A 16,899-nucleotide genomic window follows, 5' to 3' on the forward strand; every position below is an offset into this window, starting at 1 on the left:
CCCGCCGCGGCGGCACCGACCCTCGGAGCGGGTAGCGGGAGGCGCTCCGTGGGAGGATGCGGCCCATGCCCGGCATGAACCTCACCCGCGAGGAGACGGCGGCCCGCGCCGCCCTGCTCTCCGTCGAGTCCTACGCCATCGAGCTCGACGTGACGGGCACGGGTGCGACCTTCCGCTCGACGACCCTCGCGCGCTTCCGCTGCGCGGAGCCCGGCGCGGAGACGTGGATCGACCTCGTCGCCGACGGCATCCAGGAGGCCGTGCTCAACGGCACGCCGCTCGACACCGCGGCGCTGTTCGACGGCACGACGCTGCGCCTGCCGGGGCTGGCGGAGGACAACGAGCTGCGCGTCGTCGCCGACTGCACCTTCATGCGCACCGGCGAGGGCCTGCACCGCTTCGTCGACCCGGTCGACGGCGAGACCTACCTCTACTCCCAGTTCGAGGTCGCCGACTCGCGGCGCATGTTCGCGGTCTTCGAGCAGCCGGACCTCAAGGCGACGTACCAGCTGACGGTCACGGCTCCTGCCCACTGGCAGGTCGTCAGCGTCTCCCCGACGCCGGAGCCCGAGCCCGCCGCCGACGGCGCCGCGGTGTGGCGGTTCGCCCCGACCTCGCGGCTCTCGTCCTACGTCACCGCGCTCGTCGCCGGTCCGTACGCCGTGGTGCGCGGCGAGGTCGGCTCGCGCAAGGGCTCCGTGCCCGCCAACGTCTACTGCCGCCGGACGCTCGCGGAGTTCCTCGACGCCGAGGAGATCCTGAGGATCACCCAGCAGGGCTTCGACTTCTACGAGGAGCTCTTCGACCTGGCCTACCCGTTCCACAAGTACGACCAGCTCTTCGTGCCGGAGTTCAACGCCGGCGCCATGGAGAACGCCGGATGCGTGACGATCCTCGAGGACTACGTCTTCCGCAGCCGCGTCAGCGAGGCGTCGGTCGAGCGCCGCGCCATCACGATCCTCCACGAGCTCGCCCACATGTGGTTCGGCGACCTCGTGACGATGAAGTGGTGGAACGACCTGTGGCTCAACGAGTCCTTCGCCGAGTTCGTCTCGCACGTCGCCGCCGCTGAGGCCACCAGCTGGACCGACGCGTGGACGACGTTCGTCACGACGGAGAAGACCTGGGCCTACCGGCAGGACCAGCTGCCGAGCACCCACCCGATCGTCGCCGAGATCAACGACCTCGAGGACGTCGAGGTCAACTTCGACGGCATCACGTACGCCAAGGGCGCGTCGGTGCTCAAGCAGCTCGTGGCCTACGTCGGGCGCGAGGCGTTCTTCAGCGGCATCCGCACCTACTTCACCACCCACGCCTACGCCAACACCACGCTGCACGACCTGCTCGTCGAGCTCGAGCGGGCCAGCGGGCGCGACCTCTCGACCTGGTCGGCACTGTGGCTGGAGACGGCGGGCGTCGCGACCCTGCGGCCCGAGCTGACCACGGCGGCGGACGACACGTTCACCTCCTTCTCCGTGCTGCAGGAGGTGCCGGAGCAGCACCCGACCCTGCGCCCGCACCGGCTCGGCATCGGGCTCTACGACCTCGGCGAGGGGGGCCTCACCCGCCGCCGCTACCTCGAGGTCGACGTCGACGGCGCGAGCACTCCCGTGCCCGAGCTGTTCGGCGAGAAGCGCCCGGACCTCCTGCTGCTCAACGACGAGGACCTGGCGTTCGCGAAGGTGCGCCTCGACGACCGGTCCGTGCAGACCCTCGTCGCGCACATCGACGAGGTCGCCGCGTCGCTGCCCCGCGCGCTGTGCTGGGGGGCGGCCTGGGACATGTGCCGCGACGCGGAGATGCGGCCGCGCGACTACCTCCGCCTCGTCGTCGAGGGCATCGGCAGCGAGACCGACTCCTCGATGCTGCGCACGGTCCTGCGCCAGGCGGAGGTCGTGGCCCGGCTCTACGTCGAGCCCTCCTTCCGCCAGCGGGCCGCGCAGGTCCTCGCCGACGGCCTGCAGAACCTCGCCCGCCAGGCGGCGCCCGGGTCCGACGCGCAGCTGCAGCTCGTCCGCGCAGCAGCGGCTGCGGCGCGCACTCCGGAGCAGCTGGCGTTCGTCGCCGGGCTCTACGACGGCACGCACCAGCTCGAGGGGCTCGCGGTCGACACCGACCTGCGCTGGGACCTGCTCCACCGCCTCGTCGCGGGCGGGGAGCGCGGGCCGGAGGCCGTCGACGCCGAGCTGGTGCGCGACCGCACCGCGACCGGCGAGCGGCACGCCGCCGCCGCCCGTGCCGCGCAGCCGACCGCCGAGGCGAAGGCCGCGGCGTGGGAGTCGGTCGTCGAGCGCGACGACCTGCCGAACTCCCTGCTGGTCGCGACGATCGGCGGGTTCGCCGAGCCCGGCCAGGAGGAGCTCGTCGCGCCGTACACCGAGCGCTACTTCGACGCGCTCGAGCGGGTCTGGGCGGCGCGCACCAACGAGACCGCGCAGTCGATCGTCGTCGGGCTGTTCCCGACGCTGCTCGCCGACGCGGAGCTGCTGGCGCGCACGGACTCCTGGCTCGCCGAGCACGCCGCGGCGCCCTCGTCGCTGCGCCGTCTCGTGCTGGAGTCGCGCGACGGCGTGGCCCGCGCGCTGCGCGCCCAGCAGCGCGACGCGCAGGACTAGCGGCGGGCGCGGAGCCCCGCCAGCAGGAGGACGAGGCAGCCGAGGAGCAGCACGGGCTCGAGGCCGAAGCCCGCGCGCAGCCCGTACGCGTCGGCGAGGCTCCCGAGCAGGTACGGCGCGGCCGCCGACACGACGCCGGCCGCGAGCTGCGTGCGCGCGTTGGCGACGTCCTCGTGACCCTCGGCGGCGCCGAGCACGAGGGACAGCGAGAGCGGGTAGAGGTTGGCGACGCCGACCCCGGCGACGAACAGCCCGACGACGGCCGGGACGGGCGCGCCCGAGAGCCAGAAGAGGACGAAGCCCGCGGCCGTCACCGCCAGGGAGGCCTGCAGCAGGACGACGCTGCGTCCCGGGGCCCGCGTGAGCCAGCCCCCGCCCACCCGGCCGACGAGGATGCCGAGGTAGTTGCTGCTCAGCGCGGTCCCGGCGGCCGCGGCGGACATGCCGGTGCCGACGAGCAGCTGCGGGCCGAAGTAGACCAGGCAGAACTCGACGGCGACCGTGATGGCGGTGAGCACGGCGAACATCCCGCAGGCCAGCGGGATGCCGCCGCGGCTGTGCGCCTCCGGGCTCCGGGCCGGCACGGGGAGCGGCTCGTGCCGGTAGCGCAGCCAGAGGCCGCCGAACCCCACCGCCGGCAGCACGAGCACGGCCCGCCAGCCGAGGCCGCTGGCGGCTGACGCGCCCAGCGCCAGGGGGGCCAGGACGGCCGAGGCGGCGGCACCGATGTTGGCCTCGGTCAGCGCGCGCTCCCGCCGCTCGCCGTGGCCGTCCGAGAGGACCGCCTGCAGCGTCGCCAGCAGCACCGTCCCGCCCAGCCCGAGCAGCCCTGCGCCGACCATCGTCACTGCGATCCCGCGGCCGAGCAGGAACAGCCCGGCCGCCAGGGAGGTCCCGAGCGCGGAGCCCCAGAGCAGCGGGCCGCGCGCCACGCGCCGCGCGACCGCGGCGAACCCGGCGCCGGCCACGGCCGCGCCGCCCGACAGCAGCGCCGAGTACGCCCCCAGCGTCGTGTAGGAGAAGCCGAGCTCGTGGCGGAGCAGAGCGAGCGCCGGGCCGAACGCGTACAGCCACGTGGTCCAGCAGGCCAGCGCCGCGTACGCGAGCACGGTGGGGCGGTCCCGCACGAAGGTCGGGAGTTCCTCGACTGCTGTGTACCGGTACACACCTAGACTGTAGGCCGTGCCCCCCTCCCCTGGCGAGTCCCCGCGGCGCCCGACCATGCGCGAGGTGGCGCGCGCCGCGGGCGTCTCGGTCATGACGGTGTCGTACGCCTACTCCCAGCCGGAGCGCGTCTCACCGGAGACCGCCGCTCGGGTACGGGCCGCCGCCGAGCAGCTCGGGTACCCGGGTCCGCACCCCGCCGCGAGCTCGCTGCGCCGGGGCCGCGTGGGCACGCTCGGCGTCGTGCTCGGGGAGCGGCTGAGCTACGCGTTCGACGACCCGCAGGCCGCGCGCTTCCTCGCCGGCATCGCCGACGTCTGCGCGGAGGAGGGCGTGGGGCTCACGCTGCTGCCCATCACGGGCGCCGACTCCGACCGCGAGCGCGTCGCGCGCGCCGTCGTCGACGGCCTCGTCGTGTGGACGACCAGCGACGACGACCCCGTCCTCGACGCCGTGGCCGCCACGGGGCTCCCCGCCGTGGTGCACAACGGCCCGCACTCCCGCGGGCTCCCCGTGATCGGCATCGACGACCGCGCGGCGGCGGAGGAGGTGGGGCGTACGGCGTGGCGGGGCTCGCGCCGCCCGCTCGTGCTGGGGTTCCCGCTCGACCGCGAGCGCGAGCGGCTCCTGCTGCGGGCGGACGAGGTCGGCGAGGTCCGCTACCCGGTCACGCGGCACCGCTGGGAGGGGCTGCGCGCTGCGTGGACCGCGGCGGGTCGCCCGGCCGCGGAGCTGCGGCTCGCGGTGTGCCCGGACAACGCGACGGAGGTCGGCGAGGCGTTCGTCGCGGAGCTGCTCGCCGCGGGAGACCGCCCCGACGCCGTCGCCGCGATGAGCGACGAGCTCGCCCTCGGTGCCCTGCGGGCCGTGGCCGCGGCGGGGCTGCGGGTGCCGGACGAGGTGGCCCTCACCGGCTGGGACGACAGCCCCGAGGCTGCGCGGGCCGGGCTGACGACGGTGGCCCAGTCGCTGCGCGACCAGGGCGCGGAGTGCGCCCGGCTCGTGCTCGGCCGCACCGCCGACCCGCTCGTCGAGCACGCCTGGCACGTCGTGGTGCGCGGCTCGACGCGGTAGTCCCTTGCATTCGTCCTACTCGCGATATATCGTGACTGTTGTCAGAACAGACGACACGAGGAGGAGCGATGCGCGAGCACAGCCCCTGGAACGGCCCGTGGGGGCCGAGACGACCCCACCACCACCCCGAAGGGCACCACCCCGAGGGACACCACCCCGAGGGACTCAGCCCGTACGGGCCGCCGCACGAGCACCCGCACGAGCGGGGTCGGCGCGGCGGGCACGGCGGCCCCGGCCGGCGTGGTCCCGGCGGTCGCGGCCGCGCCCAGCGCGGTGACGTCCGTGCAGCGGCGCTGCTGCTGCTGGCCGAGGAGCCGATGCACGGCTACCAGCTCATGCAGGCCATGGCGGAGCGCACCGGAGGCGCCTGGCGACCGAGCCCCGGCGCGGTGTACCCCACCCTCGCCCAGCTCGAGGACGAGGGGCTGGTCACGGTCCGCTCGGAGGGCGGGCGCAAGCTGGTCACGCTGACCGACGCAGGGCGCGAGCAGGCCGCCGGCCTGGAGGACCCGTTCGTCGCGCTGAGCGACGACGCCGACCGCCCCGACCTGCGCCGGATCCTGGAGGACGTCCACCACGCGGCGCGGCAGATCAGCAGCCGCGGGAGCGCCGCGCAGCTCGAGGCGGCCGCGAAGGCGCTCGCCGAGGCGCGGCGCGCGCTCTACCTGCTGCTCGCCGACGGCGACGGCTGACCCGGTCGTGGAACCAGCGGGGCTAGCGGCTGAGCGCGCTCGCGTGCTCGCCGAGCATGCGGATGCCGTTGACGATGCCGCCGGCGAGGTCGCCGCTGCCGAACGACGAGGTCATCGCCAGCGCGGCGAGCGTCGCCGAGCGCTCGTCGAGCCGGCGGGCGGCGCGGGCGCCGGTGACGAGCTCGAGCCGCCGCGCGGCGGGGTCGACGGCCACGAGCGCGACGTCGGCACCGGCGGCGCCGAGACCGGCGAGCAGCTGCTCGGCCCGCGCCCGCGGCTGGGCGCCGAGCGCGCCGACGTAGACGCTCACGTGGAGCCCGGCACGCTCGCGGACCTCGGCCCGCGCGCGCTCGATGGCCGCCTGCTGCTTGTCGCTGAACGCCTCACCACTCGGCACTGACGCCACCCGTCCCCTCGGCCCGCGGGGCGTCGTCGGCGGCGGCGGCGCCCGCGGACGGCCCGCCGAACCACACGGGTGCAGCACGCCAGCCGACGCCCGGGCGGTAGCGCGGGCCGCGGGTCGCGCCGGGCGCGAACGTCAGCACCGCCACCACGACGGAGACGAGCAGCGGGATGCCGATGTAGATCGCCACGCCGGCCAGCACGCTGATGCCGGGGCCGGGGTCGTCGCCGTCGTAGCGGCGGTTGCCCAACGCGTAGGCGCTCGGGGAGGCCGTGAGAGCGAGCAGCGGCAGGAGGGCGGCGTACGTCCGGGCGACCAGTCGCGGACGCCAGAGCGCGGATCGGCGAGTCACAGCCCGCAGCCTAGCCACGGTCCGCCGCCGCCCGCGCGAGGGAGTCGCGCACCACGCGGGCCAGCGACTCCGCGCGGGCGTCGGAGACCAGCTCCTCGAGCAGCACCGGGCGCCCGGACCCGTCGCAGAGCGGGAAGCGCCAGTTGGGGTACTCCCGGAACGTCCCCGGCTGGTTGACCGCGCGGCGGTCCCCCACCGCGTCGGGCAGGGCGACCGAGACGAGGCGCGCCGGAGAGGCGCAGACGAGCCGGTGCAGCGCCTCGACGACCGCCTGCTCGTCGTGCTCGTCCTCGGGGCGCAGGAACCCGTGCTGCAGCAGGAACTCCACCCACGACCGCTGGTCCGCGGCGTCGGCGGCGCGCTCCTCCTCGACCGGCCGGGTCAGCAGCCCGAGCTCGTCGCGGATGCGGATGTGCTCGCCGGCGAGGTAGCCCGCCGTCGGCGGGAGGTCGTGGGTGGTCACCGAGGCCAGCGACAGCTCGCGCCACCGCTCGGGCGGAAGCGGCACGCCCGCGTCCCAGTCGCGCTCGAACCACAGGATGGACGTGCCGAGCACGCCGCGGTCGGAGAGGAACTCGCGCACGCCGGGCTCGACCGTGCCGAGGTCCTCGCCCACGACGACCGCCCCGGCCCGCGCGGCCTCGAGGCAGAGGATGCCGACGAGGGCCTCGGGGTCGTAGCGGACGTAGGTCCCCTCGGTCGGCGGCTGGCCCTGCGGCACCCACCACAGGCGGAAGAGCCCGAGGATGTGGTCGACCCGGATGCCGCCGGAGTGCCGCAGGATCGTGCGCAGCATGGCGCGGTAGGCGGCGTACCCCGTCTCGACGAGGACGTCCGGGCGCCACGGCGGCTGCGACCAGTCCTGGCCCTGCTGGTTGTACGCGTCGGGCGGCGCTCCGACGCTCACCCCCTGGGCGAGCGCCGACTGCAGCGCCCACGCGTCGGCGCTCGACGGGTGCACGCCGACGGCCAGGTCGTGCATGATCCCGAGCCGCATGCCGGCGTCGGTCGCGGCCTGCTGCGCCGCGGTCATCTGCTCGTCGAGCAGCCACTGCAGCCAGGAGAAGAAGTCGACCCGGTCGGCGAGCCGCGCCCGCGCCTCCTCGACCGCCGGGGAGCGCGGGTCGCGCAGCTCCTCCGGCCACTCCTGCCAGCTCGCGCGCCGCTCCTCGAGCAGCGCGCACCAGGTGGCGAAGTCGACCAGGCCGCCGCCCTCGCGCGCGAGGAACGCGTGGTACGCCGCCTCCCGCCGCTCGTCGCGCGCGACCGCGTGGAGCAGCCCGAGGGCCTCCCGCTTCGCGGCCCACACGCTGTCGCGGTCGATGGGGTCCGGAGTGCGCGAGGCGGCGCGCTGCTCCTCGCCCAGGGCGGCGACCCGGGCGCGGTCCTCCTCGCCGAGCGCGACCAGCTCAGGGACGTCCTCGACGCGCAGGTAGACGGGGTTGACGAAGCGGCGCGTCGACGGGAGGTAGGGCGAGGGCTCCATCGGCTCGACGGGCTCGGCGGCGTGGAGCGGGTTCACGAGGACGTAGTCCGCCCCCTGCTCCCCCGCCCAGCGGGCGAGCGTGGCGAGGTCGCGCAGGTCGCCGAGGCCCCACGACGCGCCGGAGCGCGAGGAGTACAGCTGCGTCGCGAAGCCCCAGGCCCGCGTCCCCGGCTCGGGCAGCTCCAGCCGCCGGGGGGTGACGATGAGCAGGCCGTCGCCCTGCGCCCCGCCGCCGGCGACCAGCTGGTGGTAGCCGAGCGGCAGGTCCTCGGGGAGACGGAACGTCGCCTCGCCCGTCTGGACGCCGTCGACCGTGCGCGGCTCCACCCAGCGCTCGACCTGCTCGAGCTCCACCCGGCCCCCGGACTCGAGCTCGACCGACACGGTCGCCGGGCTGCCGTGCGGGACGTGCACGGGGATCTCCGCGCGCGTCCCCTGCCGGACGACGGTGCACGGGGGGACCACCCGGCGCCACGGCGCGAGCTGCTGCTCCTCGAGGGCGGCGGCCGGGTCGGAGGCGTCGACGCCGAGCGCGGTCAGCACCGCGCGGATCGTCTCCGGGTCCACCTCGCGGTGGTGGCCCTGCCAGTCGTGGAACTCCGTGGAGACGTGGAAGGCCGAGGCGAGCTCGGCCAGCGCGGGGGGCAGTCCTGTCACACGTGCCGTCGTGCCCACCCCACGCCGGGTCACACCGCTGCGCGCCGCCGCGTGATCATGCGGCTGTCCCGGTCGGCGCGCCCTCGACGCCCGCCAGCGCGAGGTACGGCTCCCAGAGCGGCTCGCGGCGGCCCCACCCGACGACCAGGGCGATGCTCGCCGGCGGCTCCCCCGGGGTGAACGGCAGCTCCCAGCCGAGGTCGGCGAGCAGGGCGTCGCCCTTGCGGTGGTTGCACCGGCAGCAGGCGGCGACGACGTTCGTCCACGCGTGCTGGCCGCCGCGCGAGCGCGGGATCACGTGGTCGACGGTGTCGGCGCGCTTCGGGCAGTACGCGCAGCGGTGCGCGTCGCGCTCCAGGACGGCGCGCCGGGTCAGCGGCACGCCGCGGCGGTAGGGCACCCGGACGTAGGAACGGAGACGGACCACGACGGGGACGTCCATCGTGGTCCGCTCGGAGTGCAGCAGGCGGTCCGGGGCTCTCTCGACGACCACGGCCTTCTGGTTGAGCACGAGGACGACGGCGCGGCGCAGCGGCACGACGCAGAGGGGCTCGAGGCTCGCGTTGAGGACGAGCGCGTGCGCCATACCAGCCTCCCGGGCGTGTTCGCCGGCGCGTGGCTCGCGTCGGTCTGCGCAGGGCCAGTCTGCGCCCGGTACGCCCGTTTGACCACCACATTGCGCTCCTGTCACACACCGTTCACACGGCCGCTGCCCGGCCCCTCGGCCTCCGGGCGACGTGGCCGGCCGCCGCATAGGGTCGGCGGCATGCCCGACCGACGCCCGCCCTACCCCGACGCCCCGCGCCTCGACATCGTCGAGCGGCTGCCGGAGTCCGCCCCCGCGTACGACGTCGCGGACCCGTACCGCTGGCTGGAGGACGCAGCCGATGCGGCCGTCGAGGCCTGGTCGAGCGAGCAGGACGCGCTCGTCCGCGCCCACCTCGACGGGCTCCCCGGTCGGGACCGCGTACGCGCCCGGCTGCGCGAGCTGCTCGGCGCCGGCTCGGTCTCGGCTCCCGCGCTCCGCGGCGAGCGGCGGTTCTCCATGCGGCGCACGGCGGAGCAGGAGCTCTCGGTGCTGTGGGTGCGCGAGGCGGACGGCAGCGAGCGGGTGCTGCTCGACCCCATCGCCCTCGACCCCTCCGGGCTGACGACGCTCGACTCGTGGCAGCCGAGCAAGGAGGGCCACCTGCTGGCCTACCAGCTCTCGGAGGGCGGCACGGAGGAGTCGGTGCTGCGCGTGCTGGACGTCGCGACCGGTGAGCTCGTCGACGGGCCGATCGACCGCGCCCGCTACTCCCCCGTCGCGTGGCTGCCGGGCGGCGAGGCGTTCTACTACGTGCGCCGGCTGGACCCCGCGCTCGTCCCGGCCGACGAGGCGCAGTACCACCGGCGGGTCTGGCTCCACCGGCTCGGCACCTCGCCCGAGGAGGACGTGCTCGTCTTCGGCGAGGGGCGGGAGAAGACGGAGTACTACGGCGCCTCGGTCTCCATGGACGGCCGCTGGCTCACCATCTCGGCCTCCGAGGGCACGGCGCCCCGCAACGACCTCTGGATCGCCGACCTCTCCTCCTCTCCGCTGGAGTCGCCCGCGCTGCGCGAGGTGCAGGTCGGCGTCGACGCCCAGACCGGCCTGCACGTGGGGCGGGACGGCCGGGTCTACGTCTTCACCGACCGCGACGCCCCGCGCGGACGGGTCTGCGTGACCTCACCCGACGACCTCGCGTACGCGTCCTGGCGCGACCTCGTCCCCGAGGATCCCGAGGCCGTCCTCGACGGCTACGCGCTGCTCGACGGCCCGGAGCTCGGCGACGCCCCGCTGCTGCTCTGCTCCTGGACGCGGCACACGGTCTCCGAGGTCTCCGTCCACGACCTCGCCACCGGCGAGCGCCGCGGGTCGGTGGACCTGCCTGGCGTGGGCTCGATCGGTGGCCTCTCAGCGCATCCCGAGGGCGGGCACGAGGTGTGGTTCGGCTACACCGACCACGTGACGCCGTCGTCGGTCTACCACTACGACGCCCGCACCGGCGAGGTGTCGCTCTACGCGACCCCTCCAGGCAGCGTCGAGGTGCCCGAGGTCTCCGTGCAGCTCGAGGAGTTCTCGTCCAAGGACGGGACGACCGTGCGCATGTTCGTGCTCTCACCGACCGCCGCTCCCGACCAGCCGCGACCCACGATCCTCTACGGCTACGGCGGTTTCGGCATCCCCATGGGCCCGGGCTACTCCTCCGGGATCCTGCAGTGGGTCGAGGCCGGCGGGGTCTACGCCGTCGCCTGCCTGCGCGGGGGCGGCGAGGAGGGCGAGGAGTGGCACCGCGCAGGGATGCTGGGGCGCAAGCAGAACGTCTACGACGACTTCTACGCCGCGGCGGAGACGCTCGTCGCCGAGGGGTGGACGACGCCGCAGCAGCTCGGCATCAGCGGTGGCTCCAACGGCGGCCTGCTCGTCGGGGTCGCACTGACCCAGCGGCCCGAGCTGTTCGCCGCGGCCGTCTGCAGCGCGCCGCTGCTCGACATGGTGCGCTACGAGCAGTTCGGCCTCGGCGCGACGTGGGCGGTGGAGTACGGCTCGGCCGCCGACCCCGAGCAGCTCGGCTGGCTGCTGTCGTACTCGCCCTACCACCACGTCGTCGCCGGCACGGACTACCCGGCCACGCTGTTCACCGTCTTCGACGGCGACACGCGCGTGGACCCCCTGCACGCCCGCAAGCTCGCGGCCGCGCTGCAGCACGCGACCTCCGGCGACCGCCCGGTGCTCGTCCGGCGCGAGAAGGACGTCGGCCACGGCTCGCGCTCGCTGTCGCGCACGATCGAGCTCAGCGTGGACACGACGGTCTTTCTCGCCGCGCACACCGGGCTGCCGCTGTAGGCGCTGCTCAGACGAGGCCGCCCATCAGCGGGTCGGAGATGCTCTGCCGCCCGCTCTCCACGTGGCCGGCGTAGCCCACGACCAGGCCGGGGTCCTGCTGGACCGTGAGGGTGACGTCGTACCAGCCGCCGCTGCTGCCGAGCGACCAGGTCTCCGAGCGGGAGGCGCCGGGGCGTACGGACACCCGCGTGGTCTCACCGGTGTAGCGCTCGCGCAGCGTGACGTCGATCCGCTCGGACCCGGGGTTGCTCACGTCGAGGCGCACCTTGTGCTTGTGGTAGGTCGTGGTGGCCGCCACCGCGAGCCGGCCGGGCGTGGTCCCGCCGCGCCAGGAGCGGAAGAACCCGTTGGGGCCGTGGAGCTCCAGGTCGTAGTCGCCGGTCGGCAGCGCGACGACGTCGGTCACGTCGTGGCCAGCGCCGACGGTGTAGCTCCGGGGCTGCGACGCCGGGTCCGCCGAGCGCAGCTGCAGCACCACCGCGGCGTCGCCGGTGTTCGCGATCGTGAGGTGCAGGGCGCCGGCGCGGACCACGCCGTCTGCGTGGACCTCGTAGGGCAGTGCCCGCGCCGGGCGCACACCGCGCTCCTGCGGCGGCACCTGCTGGTCGGCGGGCTTCGTCAGCTCCTCGTCCGGCTGGCGCGTGAGGTCCTGCGGCTTCAGCGAGTCCGTCTCCGGCAGGGCGAGCGCCGTCGTCGTGCCGGGGGACTCGAAGTCGAAGGCCGAGGTGAGGTCACCGACGACCGCGCGGCGCCAGGGGGTGATGTTGCTCTCGACGAGGTCGGGGTTGCCGGCGCCGAACCGCTTCTCGAGGAAGCGGATGAGCGAGGTGTGGTCGAACAGCTCGGAGTCGACGTAGCCGCCGCGCGTCCACGGCGACACGACGATCATCGGCACCCGCATCCCCAGGCCGTACGGGCCGGCGGGGTGCGCGTCGCTGCCGGGGTAGACCTCGTTGGTCGTCGGGACGGTGGAGATGCCGTCCGCGGCGGAGGTCGGCGGCGTCGGCGGCACGAGGTGGTCGAAGAACCCGCCCTCCTCGTCGTAGGTGATGAACAGCGCCATCCGGCTCCACACCTCGGGGTGCTCGGCGAGGATCTGCAGGACCTGCGCGACGTACCACGTGCCGAAGTCGGGCTCCCAGTTCGGGTGCTCGGAGTACGCCTCGGGCGCGACGATCCACGAGACCTGCGGCAGCTGCCCGGACGCGACATCGGCGCGGAACTGGTCCAGCAGCCGCTCCGGGTCGCGGTCCTCGGCCTTCACGTCCGTGCCCGTCTTGGCGCGGTCCGCGAGCGGGTTCCCGGGCTGGGCGTCCTGGTACTGGTGGAAGTAGAGCAGCGAGTTGTCGCCGTAGTTGCCGATGAAGGGGTCGGAGGTCCAGCCCCAGGAGCCCGCGGCGTCGAGCCCCTCGCCGACGTCCTGGTAGACCTTCCAGCTGATCCCCGCGCGCTGCAGCCGCTCCGGGTAGGTCGACCAGTCGTAGCCGGCCTCGGCGTTGGTGATGACCGGTCCACCGCCCTTGCCGTCGTTCCCGACCCACCCGGTCCACATGTGGTAGCGGTTCGGGTCGGTCGGGCCGAGCAGCGAGCAGTGGTAGTTGTCGCACACGGTGAAGGCGTCGGCGAGGGCGTACTGCCAGGGCAGGTCGGCCCGCGTGTGGTAGGTCAGCGCCGAGGTGCCCTTGTTGGGCACGAACTGGTCGTGGCGGCCGCCGTTCCACGCCGCGTGCGTGTCGTTCCAGCCGTGCGGCGGGTCCGGCAGGAAGGTCTGGCCCAGGTCCTGGACGGGCGGGCGGAACGGGAGCAGCTCACCGTCGCCGTCCGGCTGGTGCCACACGGACTTGCCCGACGGCAGGCGCACCGGGCGCGGATCCGCGAAGCCGCGTACGCCGCGCAGCGAGCCGAAGTAGTGGTCGAAGGACCGGTTCTCCTGCATGAGGACGATGACGTGGTCGACGTCCTCGATGCTGCCGTGACGCACGTCGGCCTCGATGGCCAGCGCCTTCTGCATGTCGAAGCCTGGCAGGACTGCCGCAGCAGCAGGCAGTCCGAGCATCTTGAGGAACGTGCGGCGGTCCGTGGACATCCTGGTCTGCCTTCGTGTCAGCGCCGTCGGGGACGGAGCCGACGCTAGGGGCGCGAGGAGACGCGGGCCGGAACGGCAGGTGAACGTCCGCGGGCAGGGCTCAGAGCGCTTCCTTGCGCCACAACGGCTGGGCCAGCCAGGCGACCAGTGCACCGACCGCCGTCGCCACGACGGCGTCCGCGAACGACGCGGGGACGCCGATGCGGTCGATGAGGACGCCCGCGAGCCCAGCACCCGCCGCAGCCCCCGTCGTCACGGCGGTCGTGTGCCAGCTCTGCCCCTCGTTGACCTGCTGCGGCGGGCAGAGCCGGTCGATGAGGTTGAGCTGCATGAGGATCGTCGGCGAGATGGAGAGCCCGGCGAGGAGCAGCAGCGGCAGCACGCCGAGCAGCGGTGGCGGGTCCAGCCGGAGGAGGAACGGCAGGGGCAGCAGCCCGAGGCTGAAGGTCGCGAGCGTCCAGGGCATCCGGCGCTGCTCCTGGCCGGGCACGTGCGAGGCTCGCGCGCCGTAGACGAGGCCGCCGATCGTGCTGCCCCCCGCGATCGCGGTGAACAGGATGCCCAGCTTCGTCTGGTCGTGGAGCACGCTGCGCGCGGTCGCCGCCAGCGAGGTGTCGATCGAGCCGAAGGCGACCGCGAGGCAGAAGCCCGCCAGCAGCAGCAGCGGCATCCCCGGGGAGAGCGCGGCGCTGCGCTGCCCCCGCGACGTCCCGTCGGCGTGGTCCTCGTGCGGCTCCACCGAGCGCGACGCCCGCGTCAGGGCGAACGCCGTGGTCCCTCCGGCGAGCGCGACCGCGGCCGCGGCGAGCGGGAACGCCGCGGGCGTGGTCACGACGAGCACGGAGAGCAGCAGCGGGCCGCCGATGAAGATGGTCTCGACGGCGACGGCGTCCAGCGCGTACCCGCCGCGGCGGAGGGGCCCGTCGGGGAACACCTGCCGCCACGCCTCGCGCATCGCGGGGCCGATGGGCGGGAACAGCACGCCGGCCCCGGTCGAGAGGGCTACGAGCACGCCGAGCGGCGCGTCGGCCGCGGCCAGCAGGGCGAGCGCGAGGAGCAGGGCGCCGCAGCCGAGCGAGGCCGGGACGAGGACCCGCAGGTGCCCGACGCGGTCGAGCGCGCGGCCGAGGACGGGGGCACCGACGGCGGTGCCGAGGCCGTACGTCGAGGTGACGAGACCGGCATCGCCGTACGACCCGCGGACCTGCTGCACGAGGAGGACGGCGCTCAGCGGCACCAGCGCGTACGACAGCCGGGCCAGCAGCGAGAGCACGAACGGCAGCAGCGCCTCCCGGTGGCGGAGGACCTCGACGTAGCCCTTCAGGCCGACCGCGGACATCCGTCCATGCTCACACAGCGGCGCGGCTCGACGTGCATCCGTTTCCCCGGGGGCGGATCATGGGCGGCATGACGGACGAGCAGGGCCCCGGCAGCCGGCTGTGCCTGGTGACGGGGGCGACCGGCTACATCGGCGGTCGGCTCGTGCCGGAGCTGCTCGCCGCCGGGCACCGCGTCCGCGTCCTCGTGCGCGACCCCGGCAAGATCGAGCGCTACCCGTGGGCCGAGCAGGTCGAGACCGCACGCGGCGACATGGCCGACGACCGGTCCCTGCGCGCGGCGCTCGCCGGGGTCGAGGTGGCGTACTACCTCGTGCACTCGCTCGGCACCGGCCGCAGCTTCGAGACCACGGACCGGTCCCACGCCCTGACCTTCGCCGCCGCCGCGCGCGCGGAGCACGTCGGGCGGATCGTCTACCTGGGCGGCCTGCTGCCCCGCGACGAGGACCTCTCGCCGCACCTGCGCTCCCGAGCCGAGGTCGGCTTCATCCTGCTGGCCTCCGGCGTGCCGACGGCGGTCCTGCAGGCCGCGGTCATCCTCGGCTCGGGGTCTGCTTCGTTCGAGATGCTGCGCCACCTCACCGAGCGGCTGCCGGTGATGGTGACGCCGAAGTGGGTCAACACGCGGATCCAGCCCATCGCCGTGCGCGACGTGCTCCGCTACCTCGTCGGCGCCGCCCAGCTCCCGCCGGAGGTCAACCGGGCCTTCGACATCGGCGGCCCCGACGTGCTGACCTACGCCGAGATGATGCACCGCTTCGCGCTCGTCTCCGGGCTCCCCCGGCGGAGGCTGCTGAAGACGCCGGTGCTCTCGCCGTCGCTGTCGAGCCACTGGGTCGGCGTGGTCACGCCGGTGCCGAACTCCATCGCGCGCCCGCTCGTCGAGTCGCTGCGCAACACCGTGGTCTGCCGCGAGCACGACATCGCGCAGTACGTGCCGGACCCGCCCGAGGGCCTGCTCGGCTTCGACGACGCCGTCGGCCTCGCCCTGGCCCGGGTGCGCGAGATGAGCGTGCCGACGTACTGGTCCTCGGCCTCGATGCCCGGCGCGCCGAGCGACCCGCTGCCGACCGACCCGACGTGGGCCGGCGGCGACCTGTACGTCGACGAGCGCGAGCGGCTCGTCCGCGCCTCGCCCGAGGCACTGTGGCGGGTGCTCGAGGGCATCGGCGGCAAGCGCGGGTGGTACTCGTTCCCGTTCGCCTGGCGGGTGCGCGGGCTCATGGACCGGCTCGTCGGCGGGCCGGGCCTGCGGCGCGGGCGTACGGACCCCGACGACGTCCACGTGGGCGACGCGCTCGACTTCTGGCGGGTCGAGGCGGTCGAGGAGGGCGAGCTGCTGCGGCTGCGCGCCGAGATGCGGCTGCCCGGGCTGGCCTGGCTCGAGCTGCGGGTGCGCAAGGCCGGCAGCGGCGCGACGCTCTTCCACCAGCGGGCGGTCTTCCGCCCGCAGGGGCTCTCCGGCCGGCTCTACTGGTGGTCGGTCTGGCCCTTCCACGGCGTGATCTTCGGCGAGATGCAGCGCAACATCGCGAAGGCGGCCGAGCGGCTCGAGCGGGACCACGACGACCCCTCGTCGGTCGACGTGCGGGCCCTCGACGCGCTGGGCGACCCGCGCCGCTGACGGTCCCCGACGTCGTGGGCCTGGTTCGGCGTCCTAGCGCGAACCAGGCACACGACGTTGGGGGTCAGGACAGGGCGGCGTCGAGCGTGATCGTCGTGCCGGCGAGGGCCTTGCTGACAGGACACCCCTCCTTGGCGGACTGGGCCGCCTCCTCGAACTGCTCGGCGGTGAGGCCGGGCACCGTCGCGCGGACGGTGAGGTGGATGCCGGTGATCCCGGTGCCGGGCTGGAAGGTCACCTCGGCCTTGGTGTCCACGGTCTGCGGCGGGGTCCCGGCCTGGGCGAGCCCGTGCGAGAGCGCCATCGAGTAGCACGTCGAGTGGGCCGCCGCGATGAGCTCCTCGGGGCTCGTCACGCCGTTCGGCTCTGCCGAGCGCGCAGGCCAGTTGACCGGGAACTCGCCGATGCCGGAGGAGTCGAGCGAGACCTCGCCCTGGCCCTCCATGAGCGAGCCCTCCCAGTGGGCGTTGGCGACGCGGGTGGTGGCCATGCGGGTTCCTCCCTGACGGTGATCACTGCTTCTCCTGCGACCATAGGTGA

13 protein-coding genes are annotated in these 16,899 nt (G+C 74.6%); 5 read left to right on the plus strand and 8 right to left on the minus strand.

Annotated elements, in window-relative coordinates:
* The first annotated feature begins 65 nt into the window (after positions 1-65).
* Positions 66-2,615, plus strand: coding sequence for an aminopeptidase N (gene pepN, locus EV189_RS07835; protein WP_130492364.1), 2,550 nt, complete (start codon positions 66-68; stop codon positions 2,613-2,615).
* On the opposite strand, the gene EV189_RS07840 is transcribed toward pepN, so the two are convergent.
* Positions 2,612-3,781 (minus strand): MFS transporter, encoded by a 1,170-nt coding sequence (locus EV189_RS07840; RefSeq protein WP_165400190.1) that lies wholly within the window; start codon positions 3,779-3,781, stop codon positions 2,612-2,614. The two genes, pepN and EV189_RS07840, sit on opposite strands and share 4 nt — an antisense overlap.
* 16 nt (positions 3,782-3,797) lie before the next feature.
* Here EV189_RS07840 and EV189_RS07845 point away from each other — a divergent pair, with 16 nt between their 5' ends.
* Complete coding sequence (locus tag EV189_RS07845) at positions 3,798-4,853, plus strand: LacI family DNA-binding transcriptional regulator (protein WP_231116172.1); 1,056 nt, start codon at positions 3,798-3,800, stop codon at positions 4,851-4,853.
* A 68-nt stretch (positions 4,854-4,921) separates the two neighbouring features.
* Positions 4,922-5,545 (plus strand): PadR family transcriptional regulator, encoded by a 624-nt coding sequence (locus EV189_RS07850; RefSeq protein ID WP_130492367.1) that lies wholly within the window; start codon positions 4,922-4,924, stop codon positions 5,543-5,545.
* A 22-nt stretch (positions 5,546-5,567) separates the two neighbouring features.
* On the opposite strand, the gene EV189_RS07855 is transcribed toward EV189_RS07850, so the two are convergent.
* Genes EV189_RS07855 through EV189_RS07870 form a run of 4 tightly spaced genes read right to left on the minus strand, consistent with a single transcriptional unit; the run spans position 5,568 to position 9,029 of the window.
* On the minus strand, positions 5,568-5,942 hold the full coding sequence (locus tag EV189_RS07855) for a DUF5130 family protein (RefSeq protein WP_130492939.1): 375 nt from the start codon (positions 5,940-5,942) through the stop codon (positions 5,568-5,570).
* Positions 5,929-6,300, minus strand: coding sequence for a hypothetical protein (locus EV189_RS20615; RefSeq protein ID WP_231116173.1), 372 nt, complete (start codon positions 6,298-6,300; stop codon positions 5,929-5,931). The genes EV189_RS07855 and EV189_RS20615 overlap by 14 nt, the downstream gene beginning before the upstream one ends.
* A 10-nt stretch (positions 6,301-6,310) precedes the next feature.
* Positions 6,311-8,443 (minus strand): 4-alpha-glucanotransferase, encoded by a 2,133-nt coding sequence (malQ, locus tag EV189_RS07865; protein WP_130492368.1) that lies wholly within the window; start codon positions 8,441-8,443, stop codon positions 6,311-6,313.
* A gap of 55 nt (positions 8,444-8,498) precedes the next feature.
* The gene (locus EV189_RS07870) at positions 8,499-9,029 is read right to left on the minus strand and encodes an HNH endonuclease (RefSeq protein ID WP_130492369.1); all 531 of its coding nucleotides are present in this window, start codon (positions 9,027-9,029) and stop codon (positions 8,499-8,501) included.
* Positions 9,030-9,209: 180 nt separating this feature from the next.
* Here EV189_RS07870 and EV189_RS07875 point away from each other — a divergent pair, with 180 nt between their 5' ends.
* Complete coding sequence (locus tag EV189_RS07875) at positions 9,210-11,312, plus strand: prolyl oligopeptidase family serine peptidase (RefSeq protein ID WP_130492370.1); 2,103 nt, start codon at positions 9,210-9,212, stop codon at positions 11,310-11,312.
* A 7-nt stretch (positions 11,313-11,319) separates the two neighbouring features.
* Here the strand turns inward: EV189_RS07875 and EV189_RS07880 are convergent, their stop codons facing one another.
* Complete coding sequence (locus EV189_RS07880) at positions 11,320-13,398, minus strand: phosphocholine-specific phospholipase C (protein WP_130492371.1); 2,079 nt, start codon at positions 13,396-13,398, stop codon at positions 11,320-11,322.
* A 100-nt stretch (positions 13,399-13,498) separates the two neighbouring features.
* Positions 13,499-14,737 carry an MFS transporter gene (locus EV189_RS07885; RefSeq protein ID WP_130492372.1) on the minus strand — a complete coding sequence of 413 codons (1,239 nt, stop codon included), beginning with the start codon at positions 14,735-14,737 and terminating at the stop codon, positions 13,499-13,501.
* A gap of 68 nt (positions 14,738-14,805) precedes the next feature.
* On the opposite strand from EV189_RS07885, the gene EV189_RS07890 reads away from it, so the two are divergent.
* Positions 14,806-16,359, plus strand: coding sequence for an SDR family oxidoreductase (locus EV189_RS07890; protein WP_231116174.1), 1,554 nt, complete (start codon positions 14,806-14,808; stop codon positions 16,357-16,359).
* Between the two features lie 64 nt (positions 16,360-16,423).
* Here EV189_RS07890 and EV189_RS07895 read toward each other — a convergent pair whose 3' ends face one another.
* A complete protein-coding gene (locus EV189_RS07895) occupies positions 16,424-16,849 on the minus strand; it encodes an OsmC family protein (RefSeq protein WP_130492374.1) in 426 nt (141 codons plus the stop codon).
* Between the last annotated feature and the right edge of the window lie 50 nt (positions 16,850-16,899).

The sequence above is a fragment of the Motilibacter rhizosphaerae genome (genome assembly GCF_004216915.1).
Lineage (GTDB): Bacteria > Actinomycetota > Actinomycetes > Motilibacterales > Motilibacteraceae > Motilibacter > Motilibacter rhizosphaerae.